The organism is Chloroflexus sp. (genome assembly GCF_034431535.1).
Classification (GTDB): Bacteria; Chloroflexota; Chloroflexia; order Chloroflexales; family Chloroflexaceae; genus Chloroflexus.
Window position 1 is genome coordinate 139,234 of record NZ_DAOUDC010000049.1, and the last position, 12,196, is coordinate 151,429.

The 12,196-nt window shown below is 61.3% G+C and carries 6 protein-coding genes; 4 read left to right on the plus strand and 2 right to left on the minus strand.

Translation table 11 applies throughout. The features are described 5' to 3' along the window. The first annotated feature begins 201 nt into the window (after positions 1-201). The 3 genes from U9R61_RS11890 to odhB all read left to right on the plus strand — a co-directional run bounded on the left by U9R61_RS11890 (position 202) and on the right by odhB (position 4,920). Positions 202-348: a hypothetical protein gene (locus tag U9R61_RS11890; RefSeq protein WP_322489032.1), complete on the plus strand. Its 147-nt coding sequence runs from the start codon at positions 202-204 to the stop codon at positions 346-348. A 199-nt stretch (positions 349-547) separates the two neighbouring features. Beyond that, the gene (locus tag U9R61_RS11895) at positions 548-3,373 is read left to right on the plus strand and encodes a 2-oxoglutarate dehydrogenase E1 component (RefSeq protein WP_322489033.1); all 2,826 of its coding nucleotides are present in this window, start codon (positions 548-550) and stop codon (positions 3,371-3,373) included. Between the two features lie 221 nt (positions 3,374-3,594). Next, the gene (odhB, locus tag U9R61_RS11900; RefSeq protein WP_322489034.1) at positions 3,595-4,920 is read left to right on the plus strand and encodes a 2-oxoglutarate dehydrogenase complex dihydrolipoyllysine-residue succinyltransferase; all 1,326 of its coding nucleotides are present in this window, start codon (positions 3,595-3,597) and stop codon (positions 4,918-4,920) included. A gap of 354 nt (positions 4,921-5,274) precedes the next feature. On the opposite strand, the gene acnA is transcribed toward odhB, so the two are convergent. After that, positions 5,275-8,010, minus strand: coding sequence for an aconitate hydratase AcnA (acnA, locus tag U9R61_RS11905; RefSeq protein ID WP_322489035.1), 2,736 nt, complete (start codon positions 8,008-8,010; stop codon positions 5,275-5,277). Positions 8,011-8,450: 440 nt separating this feature from the next. Here acnA and U9R61_RS11910 point away from each other — a divergent pair, with 440 nt between their 5' ends. Continuing rightward, positions 8,451-10,586, plus strand: coding sequence for a DUF6345 domain-containing protein (locus tag U9R61_RS11910; protein WP_322489036.1), 2,136 nt, complete (start codon positions 8,451-8,453; stop codon positions 10,584-10,586). 25 nt (positions 10,587-10,611) lie between these two features. Here the strand turns inward: U9R61_RS11910 and U9R61_RS11915 are convergent, their stop codons facing one another. Further along, a complete protein-coding gene (locus U9R61_RS11915; RefSeq protein ID WP_322489037.1) occupies positions 10,612-12,024 on the minus strand; it encodes a glycoside hydrolase family 32 protein in 1,413 nt (470 codons plus the stop codon). Positions 12,025-12,196 lie beyond the last annotated feature (172 nt).

The following is a 12,196-nucleotide window of genomic DNA, read 5'->3' on the forward strand; positions in this document are numbered from 1 at the left end:
GATTCCGGGCTCGCAGGAGATTGCTTCGCCTCGCTAGCGCTCGGAGCGCAATGACATGCGGGAAGCACACAACCCCTGTTCCCTCCAACGACTGTGCGGGTGAATCTCCCCTACGAACGGTAAACATCTCCCCCTAGCAAGTGATTATATCAAGTGAATATCATCATCATATCTAGCAAAACATACTTAAGCGAGGCAAGCATGCAACAAGAGCGGATCCATTCCATTTCACGACCGGCCACCCGGTTTGAAATGCCCTACCGGCTAGCGCAGTTTTTGGCCGTCCTGATCACAGTTAGCGCGATGTTGGGCGTCGCAGCGGCCTGTAACGCGATCGCCGGCGTATAAGCGCGCATATCACTCGTACCTATGTAAAAACGATGCGGCATAATGCCGCATCGTTTTTTTGCCTTGAAACGCTATGCAGCCGGCGTGGTACAATAAGGAGCAGGAACGTACCAGATGGTGCTTTGCAACCACTATTATTTGTGATTTTAATAACAAAAAACTAGCAACCAACCATCTGCAACCAAGGAGCGGGCGAGGCATGAATGAATGGAACGGCTTCTACGGCCCCAACGCTGGCTATCTGATCGAGTTGTACGAGCGCTACTGCGCCGATCCCAATTCGGTCGATGAGGCAACGCGAGCCTTTTTTGCCCAATGGACGCCGCCCGGCGAAAGCGCGGCCCCGACCGGTGAGACCGGCCAACCGCCGCTTGACGTGATCCGCATTGTCGGTGCGGCACGCTTGATCCGCTATATCCGCGAATTGGGCCATCTGGCCGCGCGGATCGATCCGCTCGGCAGCGACCCACCCGGCGACCCCGGCCTCGAACTGGCTACGCACGGCGTGACGCAGGCCGATTTGGCTGCGTTGCCGGCCCATATCGTACGCGGGCCGATTGCGTCTCAGGTGCGCAATGCCGCTGAAGGTGTCGAACGGTTGCGGCAAGCCTATTCCGGCTCGATCGGGTATGAGACCGACCAGATTCAGGATTACCGCGAGCGGGCATGGATCCGCGAAGCCGCTGAGGATCGCCGCTTCTTTGACGGGCTTGACGCCGAGCGCCAGCGTGAATTGCTCGATCGCCTGACTGAGGTTGAGACCTTCGAGCGATTTTTGCACAAGACCTTCCCCGGCCAGAAGCGATTTTCGATCGAGGGGTGCGATATGCTCATCCCGATGATCGATGCGATTATCCGCAATGCAGCGGTGGCCGGGACGAAAGAGGTCGTGATCGGCATGGCTCACCGTGGCCGGCTCAATGTGCTGGCCCATATCCTTGGCAAGCCCTATTCGATGATCTTGACCGAGTTTCACTCGCCCGATTATACCAAAGATACGTATGACGGCTGGACGGGCGATGTGAAGTACCATCTCGGCGCGCGCAAAGCCTACCGCGAGAGCGGGATCGCCGAGATGCCGATTACGCTGGTTCCCAACCCTAGCCACCTTGAATTTATCAATCCGGTGGTCGAAGGCCGCGCTCGCGCCGCCCAAGAGCGCCGCAACCGGCCCGGCTTCCCCGAAGAGGATGAGAAGGAATCGTTGGCGATCTTGATCCACGGCGACGCTGCCTTCCCCGGCCAAGGGATTGTCGCCGAGACGCTTAACCTCTCGCGCTTGAAGGGGTATCACACCGGCGGTACCATTCATATCATTATCAACAACCAAATCGGCTTTACCACCGATAGCAACGACTCGCGTTCGACCCTCTACGCCAGCGATCTGGCGCGCGGTCTTGAAATTCCGGTGGTGCATGTCAATGCCGATGATGTCGAAGCCTGCGTCGCCGCCGCCCGCATGGCCTCGGCTTACCGCGAGAAGTTCCAGAAGGATTTCTTGATCGACCTTGTCGGCTACCGGCGGTGGGGGCATAACGAAGGCGATGAGCCAGAGTTTACCCAGCCCAAGATGTACGAGCGAATCCGCAACCACCCGACGGTGCGCGAGATTTGGGCTCGCGAGCTCGAGCGGCGCGGAATTCTGACCCGCGAAGAGGCGCAAGCAAAAGTCGATGCGGTGATGAACAAGTTGCAGCAGGCGTTTGAGAAGGTGCGCGAACGGCAGCGGCTCGCCGCGATGTTGCCGCCGGCGCCACCGCCTGCGAATCCGCTGCCGCCGCGCCGCTCGCCGATCTTCGCCCGCTCGGTTTCGGCCAAGACGTTGCTCGAACTCAACGAGGCGCTGCTCGACCGGCCCGAAGACTTTACCGTCCATCCCAAGCTCGAACGCGCGTTGCAGCGCCGCCGGCAGGCGATCTACGAAGAGAACGGCATTGACTGGGGCCATGCCGAGGCATTGGCCTTTGCCAGCATTCTCGCCGATGGCACCCCCATCCGGCTGACCGGCCAAGACAGCGAGCGCGGCACCTTTAGCCATCGCCACGCGGTACTGCACGATGTCGCTACCGGCGCACGATTCATTCCGCTGCACGCGATCCCGCAGGCGCGCGCTTCGTTTGCCGTCTATAACAGCCCGCTCTCGGAAGCGTCGGTGTTGGGCTTTGAGTATGGCTACAGTTCGCATGCACCCGACACGCTGGTGCTGTGGGAGGCGCAGTTTGGCGATTTTGCCAACGGTGCGCAAGTGATCATTGACCAGTTTATCGTCAGCGGCCATGCTAAGTGGGGCCAGAACCCTTCATTGGTGATGCTGTTGCCGCACGGCTACGAGGGCCAAGGCCCCGAACACTCGAGCGCTCGCCTTGAGCGGTTTTTGCAACTGGCCGCCAACGATAACATTCGCGTCGCTAACTGCACGACCGCCGCGCAATACTTCCATCTGCTGCGCTATCAGGCCGCTTCGCTCTACGCCGATCCCAAGCCGCTGATCGTGTTGACCCCCAAGAGTTTATTGCGCCATCCGCGCAGCAGCTCATCGTTGCGCGATCTGACCGACAGCCGCTTCCAGCCGGTGTTGGGGTTGGGCGCTGAAGCACCGGCACCGGAAGGCGTGACCCATCTGATCTTGTGTTCAGGGAAATTGGCGATTGATCTGATTTCTAGCGCCGAATGGGAAAAGACCGGCGGCAGAGCCGATCTGTTGCGGCTGGAACTGCTCTATCCCTTCCCGGCGGACGAGTTGCGCGCGGCGCTGCAACGCTACCCCAACCTGCACGAGGTGGTTTGGCTGCAAGAAGAGCCGCAGAATATGGGAGCATGGACATTCGTCTGGCCACGGTTGCAGCAGTTGTTGCCGGCTGGCGTGAAGCTGCGCTACGTGGGCCGGGCCGAGTCGGCCAGCCCCGCCGAGGGTCTGCACAGCATTCACGTGCGTGAGCAGGCCCGCCTTCTGCGCGAAGCAGTGGCTGACCTGCCGGAAGCGCCTACGCCGGCGGTGACCGGGGAAGAGTCGCTGGCGCGGTAAGAGATGCACGTGTGCCTGAGCGGGCGCAGTTCGTCCTTGGGGGAGATTGCTTCGCCGCCTTCGGCGGCGCGCAATGACATAGAATAGATAGGGAGAGCAGCGACGCAATGACAGACGGTGAGGAGATGCGCAGCCGCGCAGCAATCGCTTGAGCACATATCATGACAGTACGGGAACAGTCCATCCTAGGTCACGATAGATAAGTAGAGGTAGGTTACGGCATGGCATACGAAATCCGAGTACCGTCGCTCGGTGAGTCGATTGTCGAGGCGACGGTCGCGCGCTGGCTGAAGCGCGAAGGGGAAGCAGTCGCTACCGGCGAGCCGGTAGTCGAACTGGAAACCGACAAGGTCAATCTGGAAGTGGCAGCCGATCAGAGCGGGATACTGGTGAGCATTGCCTGCCCCGAAGGGACGACGGTAGCGATCGGTGATCTGCTGGGCACGATCGAGGCCGGCGCCCTGCCGAAGGCGCCACCGGCAGCAGCGCCGGTCGCCGCCCCAGCGCCGGCAGTGGCGGCAACGCCGGCAACCGAGGTGATGGCGACCCCGGTTGCACAGAAAGTGGCCGCCGAGCACGCGATTGATTTGCGGACGGTGCCGGGCAGCGGCCCCGGCGGGAGGGTGACGAAGGAGGATGTGCTGCGCTTGGTGTCGAGCGCTGGGCCGAGCGAGGCGACGGCCAAAGCCGACGAAGCGCGTGTGCATGTCTCGCACCTAGCCCCCGCGGTGATCGAGACCGTGCCGCCGCCGCGGCCTACTCCCCCGCCAGCGCCGGCTACTCAACCACCGCCACCACCCCGGCCTGTAACCGCGCCCCCCGCACCGGTCATCTCAACCAACGGCGACCGACGCGAAGAGCGGCAAAGGCTGAGTCGCCGCCGCCAGACCATCGCCCGCCGTTTGGTTGAAGCGCAACACACCGCCGCGATGCTCACCACCTTTAACGAGATTGATATGAGCGCGGTGATGGCATTGCGCGCGCGCCACAAAGACTCGTTCAAAGAGCGGCACGGCATCGGCCTTGGCTTTATGTCGTTCTTCACCAAGGTAGTGGTTGGCGCGCTCAAAGCCTTTCCGATCGTCAACGCCGAGATCCAAGGCGACGAGGTCGTGATCAAGTACTACTACGACATCGGCATTGCGGTTGGGGTTGATGAGGGGTTAGTCGTGCCGGTGGTGCGCGACGCCGACCGCAAGACCTTCGCCCAGATCGAGCGCGAGATCGCACAATTGGCTAAGAGGGCACGCGAGGGCACGCTGAGCCTTGCCGAGTTGCAGGGGGGCACGTTCACGATCACGAACGGCGGCGTGTATGGGTCGCTGATGAGCACGCCAATCCTCAATGCGCCGCAGGTAGGTATTCTCGGCATGCACAAGATCGAAGAGCGGCCAGTAGTAGTTGGCGGCCAGATCGTCATCCGCCCGATGATGTACGTCGCCCTTAGCTACGACCACCGCCTGATCGACGGCAGCACCGCGGTGCGCTTCCTCGTCAAGGTGAAGGAGTTGATTGAGGATCCGGAAGCGTTGCTGCTAGAGGGGTAAGGCATTAGCTGGAGGGAGGTTTTTTTACCGCAGAGGGCGCAGGGGGCGCGGAGGATGATCACCATCCCAAATCCCTTGGCGCCCTCTGCGCTTCTTTGCGCCTTTGCGTTGAGAATCTCTGTGCCTTGGCTCCCTTTGCGGCGTTGCGTTGATGCCCTCGCCCCCCCAACCCCCGCTCCCACCGTTAGGTGGGAGCGGGGGAGCTGCCGTGTCTTCGCAACAGGCACTGATTGAGCGGAACATTGTAGCACCCCTCTCCCGCACCAGTGGGAGAGGGGCTGGAGGTGAGGGTGCGCCCCTCCCCCGTTGGGGGAGTGGTTAGGGTGGGGGCACTGCTATGCGGCGAGCTTAGCCTTAGCGATCTTCAGCCAGCAACTGGCGCAGCACGTACTGCAAGATACCGCCGTGGCGATAGTACTCGACTTCTTGCGGCGTATCAATCCGAGCACGGGTCTGGAACTCGCGCACGGTACCGTCGGCAGCAGTGGCGCGCACGGTGAGGATGCGGCCATTGGCGAAGCCGCTGGCAATCGCATCGGCCAGACCGATCACATCGTAGAGCTCGTGGCCGGTGAGGCCGAGGCTGGCTGCGCTCTCGCCGGGCATAAACTGGAGCGGCACGATCCCCATGCCGACCAGATTCGAGCGGTGGATGCGCTCGAAGCTCTCGGCAATCACGGCCTTGACCCCCTGCAAGTAGGGGCCTTTGGCGGCCCAGTCGCGCGACGAACCGTTGCCGTACTCCTTGCCGGCAATCACGATCAGGGGCGTGCCATCGGCTTGATAGCGCATTGCCGCATCGTAGATGGTCATCACCTCGCCGGTGGGCAGGTAGGTGGTAAAGCCACCCTCAGTGCCCGGCGCCAACTTGTTGCGCAGGCGGATGTTGGCGAAGGTGCCGCGCACCATCACCTCGTGGTTGCCGCGGCGCGCGCCGTAGCTGTTGAAATCAGCCGGGGCAACGCCGTGCTCGATCAGATACTTGCCGGCGGGCGAGTTGATCTTGATGCTGCCGGCGGGGCTGATGTGGTCGGTGGTGATGCTATCACCCAGCAACGCCAACACCCGCGCGCCGTGCATCTCGGCCACCCGCTCCGGCGGGGTCGGGCTCATCTGATCGAAGTAGGGCGGTCGCCGGACGTAAGTGCTGGCCGGATCCCACGCGAAGCGATCGCCTGCCGGCACTGGAATGTTCTCCCACCGCTCATCGCCGACAAAGACGCTGGCATACGAACGGCGGTACATCTCGGACTGGATCGCCGTCTCGATCGTTTGCTGCACTTCAGCCTGCGACGGCCAGATGTCGCGCAGATAGACCGGCTGACCATCCTTGCCAATCCCCAGCGGTTCTTTATCCAGATCGATATCGATCCGGCCAGCGATGGCGTAAGCCACCACCAGCGGCGGCGACATCAGATAATTGGCCTTGACATCTTGCTGCACGCGGCCCTCGAAGTTGCGGTTGCCGGAGAGCACCGAAACCGCGACCAAGCCCGACTGATCGATCGTCTGGCTGATCTCCGGCGCCAGCGGGCCAGAGTTGCCGATGCAGGTCGTGCAGCCATAGCCGACCACGTGGAAGCGCAACGCTTCGAGGTAGGGCAACAGGCCAGCGTTGGTCAGATACTCGGTCACCACCTTCGAGCCGGGCGCGAGCGAGGTCTTGACCCACGGCTTAACGGTCAAGCCGGCTTCGACCGCCTTCTTGGCCAGCAGACCGGCAGCCACCATCACCGACGGGTTCGACGTGTTGGTGCAGGAGGTAATGGCGGCGATCACGACCGAACCGTGGTGCAGCTTATAATCGGCGCCGGAAACCTCGACCGCGGTAGCGGCGAAATCGGCAGCCGAGAGGGCGGTATCGGGTTGGGCCGGGTTGACAATCGCCGGCACGGCCATATGGAAGGTGCGATTGACTTCGGTGAGCGGCACCCGGCCTTCGGGCCGCTTGGGGCCAGCCACGCTCGGCTCAACCGTGCTCAGATCCAGCTCAAGCACGGTCGAATACTCGGCTTCGGGGGTATGCTCATCGTGGAAGAGGCCCTGCGCTTTGAAGTAGGCCTCAACCAGCGCCACCCGCTCTTCGCTGCGGCCAGAGAAGCGCAGGTAGCGCAGCGTCTCTTCATCAACCGGGAAGATACCGCAGGTCGCGCCGTATTCGGGAGCCATATTGGCGATAGTGGCGCGGTCGGCCAGCGGCAGACCGGCCAAGCCGGGGCCGAAGAACTCGACAAACTTGCCGACCACTCCCAACTTGCGCAACATCTGGGTAACGGTCAACACCAAATCGGTCGCCGTCGCCCCCTCGCGCAGCCAGCCAGTCAGCTTAAAGCCGACCACCTGCGGGATCAGCATCGAGAGCGGCTGGCCGAGCATGGCTGCCTCAGCTTCAATCCCACCGACACCCCAGCCTAACACACCGAGACCATTGATCATCGTAGTATGCGAGTCGGTGCCGACCAGCGTATCCGGGTAGGCCTGCACCGGCCCGCTCGCACGCGGATTCTCGTCGCTGGTAAAGACCACGCGGGCCAGATACTCAAGGTTAACCTGATGCACAATCCCGTTGCCGGGAGGCACGACTTTGAAATTATCAAACGCGGTCTGGCCCCAGCGCAAGAACGCATACCGCTCGACATTGCGCTGGAACTCAAGGTCTTTATTGATCAGCAGCGCCGCTTCAGAGCCATAGGCATCGACCTGCACCGAGTGGTCGATCACCAATTCAACCGGCTGCAACGGATTAATCCGGCGCGGATCGCCACCCAACTCGGCCATCGCATCGCGCATCGCCGCCAGATCAACTACACACGGCACGCCGGTAAAGTCTTGCAAAATGACACGGGCCGGCATAAAGGCCACTTCGCGGTCGGGTTCGGCTTGGGGCTGCCAATTGGCCAGCGCCAGAATATCGTCGGCGGTGACGGTGCGGCCATCTTCGTGGCGGAGCAGATTTTCGAGCAGGATACGCAGCGAGTAGGGCAAGCGGGCGAGGTTGACGCCGTGGTTGGCGAGAGCGTCAAGACGGTAGATTTCATAAGTGCGGCCACCGACCGTCAAGGTCGAGCGAGCGCCAAAACTGTTGGCCATCGTTCATCTCCTTCGGCTGACCCCTGCAACGGAAGGCCATTCCATGTTGTGGTAGAGCGATTATAGCACGAATTGTCACAATGTTGTGATTTGTTGCACAAACCGTGCAAAAGGTGAATAATAGAGTACTGGAATTATACCAAATTCGCTGGCAGAGCATGGGGCTTGGTCACCGGCAGAGAGCACGACGATGCGCCTTTATCGGCTGCCATCGACCGGCATCAGGTTTCTTCAAGGCGAAGATAGCTGCGGGGAGTGGCGGCAAGGCGCGACCTTGCCCAAACCGGCCCGCACGATTGCAGCACAATCCGGTACAAATGGGTGATTATTTCTGTTGGGATTTACGTTTAAGATCATGAGAACCTGAAACGCGCCACCACTGTTCTCTCTTTGCATATCGCTTCAGGTCATCGATCAGTGAATTCAGAAGAGGGGTTGCAATGAACGAGGTTGTTCGTGTGCGGATGTGGTTGGCGCTGTTCGTCATCGGGGTGATGTGCATTGCGCTATGGCCGGCTACGCCGGCGCCGGCGCAATCACAGGTACATTTACCAGTTTTTCGTCTCACCAAGCCCGCGGCCAGCAATGATACCACCCAACAGTTGGGCGGAGCACTGGAAGGCATTGGCCGCTCAGCACCGGCGGGGCAAGACGAGTTTCGAGGCAAGAGCCGGTTTTTCCGGTTGAATGAACAAAACCGCACGGTGCTCACCCAGTACGAGGCATCGGGCGGTTTCTTTGCGTATGACCTTGACGGGCTAGGACGAGAAACGCCTGCCGGTACGGTTGATGTGGAAGCGGCGAAGCGATTAGCGTGCCAATTCCTCACCAACAACAATTTTGTTAGCCGTGATGGCATCCTCGCCAACAACGGCCAGAGCAACTACCCGGCGCGATTGCCGCTCATTCCGGGCACATGCAACGCCACCAAAGACTTTGGCCGCACTACCTTGATTCGCGCCGCCCAAGCCACAGTGAGCGGTCCCAGTTTGGGTCAAGTGACCGAGTCGATCGTTGGCGTGGTAGTGGAAGTGCCGTTTGGGTTCATCAATGGCGAACAATTTATCCCAATCGGCGGCGCTGGCGGGCATATCTCGCTGTTGTTTACGACCACCACGACCTCGACGCTACAAAACAGCGTCGACTCGCTCGACAGTAGCGTCCCCGGTCTCGCCGGGATAGCTATGCCCTTCTTTGGGCGCACGCTGGAGTTTAGCGGTACGGCGCCGGTGCGCAATTTGAGCGACGTGCGCAGTGAGGTCGAGGCGCTGGTGCGCGCATCGTACCCCAATGCGACCAACGTTACTGTACCCGATCCGGTGCTGACGTATATGGTTGATGACGCTTCGTTCGAGCAGACCTTCCTCGAACCGGAAGCGATGTTTGAAGACATCACGGTGACGCTGGCCAACGGTGATGTGATCGTGCTGCGCTCGTTCTCGACGCCGCTGATGACAGGCGGAGCGGGTAGTTTGAGCCCGACTGTCACCATTACCGCGCCGGCCAACGGCAGCTCCTTCCCAATTAACGGTACAATCACGCTCACCGGCGCGATCGCCGATGGCACCGCGCCCTACACCTACCAATGGCTGCTCGGCGACGAAACCCCGCTCGGTAGTCCGGCCACGCTCAACGCACCCGGCTCAGTCAGCCGTTCGACCGCCTTGCCGGCAGCACTGCGCGAAACGACGCCGGATGTGGTGACGATCATCTTGCGCGTGACCGATGCCAACGGCGTGCAACGCGAGGCCAGCGTCAGCGTCACACCTGATTACCGCTTTGTCTACGTGCCTACGATCATCCGCAGCGGCGGCAGCACTGCCGCACTGCCGGCGGCTGAGCTAGCCCAATCCGCCACCTACTCGTTCGGCGCTGAAGGCAACTGGGACTACCAACCCTACGGGCCGGGCGGAGCTGACTTGCCGGGAGTCATTCCCGATGTGACCGGCTTCCGCAGCGGGATGAGCAGCTACGGGTATACATCCGTTTTTTATTGGGCCAACGCGAGCGCGTGGGAACGCGACTGGCGCGACGTGAGTTTAGGCGGAATCGACAACACAAGTGGGGTCGATCGAGCGGCCTTCGTCTACTACGCCGGACACGGCGGCGCCGGCAGCATCGTGATGACCTCGAACAAAGATAGCACGTGGTTTGACAGCACCAAGGCCCGCTATCAAAATCTGCGCTGGGTTGGGTTTGCCTCGTGCCAGACGCTGCGGGTGCAAGGCTATTCACCGGGCAACGAGCCGATCCGCAAGTGGTTCAACGCCTTCCAAGGCGCGCACATGCTGCTTGGCTTCAACAGCAACATGAGCGATGTCGCCTTCGGCGGCAATCTGGTAGCGAATATGCGGATGCCGTCGTTCTTTGGCTTCGACTACCCGTGGGCCCAGTTGACGATCGCGCAGGCATGGGTCAAGACGGCGTTTGACATGAACGCTGGCAAGCCGGCCTACATCTATGCCCGCAGCAATACCGTCAATCCGTTGAACGACAAACTGCCCAAACCGAACACAGCAATGCCACCGCGACCATTGCCGGTCACCTCGTACCATTGGGTGTGGTGGGAGTTTTAAGATTGGTAGGCGTGGCGCAGGCGCGTCACGCCCAAATATCGGCCATTTCCCACGCCCGCATCGTCATCAGTTCAGCGGGGTTGCCGGCGGCTTGCACCGCAACCCCGTCGCTATCAGGCCGACTAGGATAGATGCGACTGGTGATTGAGCGGCGATCGTTGGCGAAGACCTCGATCAGCGAACCATCGAGGAAGATGCGCAGCCGCAACGGCTCGCCGGGAGCCAACGGCAAGGGGGCATGGTGAGAGTCGCCCCAGACCTCATTGCTCAGACTCGAACGGCTGCGGTCGAGGGTGAGGGTGGCGGCGGCGCGATCGTAGCGCAGCATCGTCGCTTCGGCGCCGTCAGGGCTGGCGCGCAGCCACACGCTGGTCACACCGTGCGGCGGTGGCAGCATGATCACCTCTAGCTCAAGATGCACGCCACGGATCGGCATCCATTGCGGTGCGCCGGGCATAATCGGGCCGGGAGCCACCTGCTGTTCCGCCCCCCGCAACTGCCGCACTTCGGCAATCGGCAACGCCACCACCTGCCCATCACTCGCCAGCCGCACCTCGCGCGGCAACGACATCACCCCGGCCCAACCGGCGGCCAGCACCGCCGCCTCGCTCCGTCCCTCCATCACCCAGCCAAACATGATCCGGCGACCATCGCGGATCGGCATCGTCTGCGGCGCGTAAAAATGGGCATCGCCGTAATCGAGCTTGTGGGTCAGGGATGGCGTAAACCGGCCATCACGGTACGCACCGCGCATCGCGATGGTGTAATACGGGCGCTGATCCCACACCGAACAGATCAGCGCGTGATCACCGTTTAACGAAAAAAAGTCTGGACACTCCCAGAGCGTACCTGTCCAGACTGGATCGAACTGGCCAGCATCACCGACCACCAGCGGCCCGCCGTATTCCCAGCGGCGCAGATCATCCGACCGGTACAACAGCACCGTGCCGCCTTGACCGCGAATACCGGCACCAATCAGCATCGCCCACCGGCCATTCTCGCGCCAGACCGTATGATCGCGAAAACCGAGCAGATCGAGATCGGGCGGCGGCGCAGAGATGATCGGCTCCGGCCATTTTTGCCACGTCAACAAGCCATCGTGGCTCACCGCCAGACAGGGGGTTTGCACTTCAGGCAGACGGAAACCGGTGTAGATCACGGTTGGTGTGCCATAATCATTGATTGCGCACCCCGACCAGCAGCCATCGGCATCAGGCCCGCCCGGCGTAGGGGCGAGTGCAACCGGCTGGTGTTGCCAGTACAATAGATCGGCGCTCGTCGCATGCCCCCAATGGATATTGCGATGGTACGCGCCAGCGGGATTGTACTGGTAAAACAGGTGAAACGTCTCACCCCACTGGATCAGCCCGTTGGGGTCATTCATCCAGTTTGCCGGCGGCAAAAAGTGGTAGCGGGGGCGATGCGGGTCGCTGGTCATACTGTTCTCTTTCAGCAAAGAAATGGTAACATCGTAGCATGCGGCAGTGAAACTGTCGCACGCCATAGGGCGTCATACGCAACAGCTCACAACGGGCCGTAGAGTACGCTCTTGCGGATGGGTGATGCGGCAGTGAAACTGCCGCACGCCATACGCGACCTGTGCCGGCCTC

Bases quoted from the DNA above. Each gene is read 5' to 3' on its own strand.
- U9R61_RS11890 (WP_322489032.1), top strand. From the start codon at position 202: ATGCAACAAGAGCGGATCCATTCCATTTCACGACCGGCCACCCGGTTT.
- U9R61_RS11915 (WP_322489037.1), bottom strand. From the start codon at position 12,024: ATGACCAGCGACCCGCATCGCCCCCGCTACCACTTTTTGCCGCCGGCA.
- U9R61_RS11910 (WP_322489036.1), top strand. From the start codon at position 8,451: ATGAACGAGGTTGTTCGTGTGCGGATGTGGTTGGCGCTGTTCGTCATC.
- U9R61_RS11895 (WP_322489033.1), top strand. From the start codon at position 548: ATGAATGAATGGAACGGCTTCTACGGCCCCAACGCTGGCTATCTGATC.
- acnA (WP_322489035.1), bottom strand. From the start codon at position 8,010: ATGGCCAACAGTTTTGGCGCTCGCTCGACCTTGACGGTCGGTGGCCGC.
- odhB (WP_322489034.1), top strand. From the start codon at position 3,595: ATGGCATACGAAATCCGAGTACCGTCGCTCGGTGAGTCGATTGTCGAG.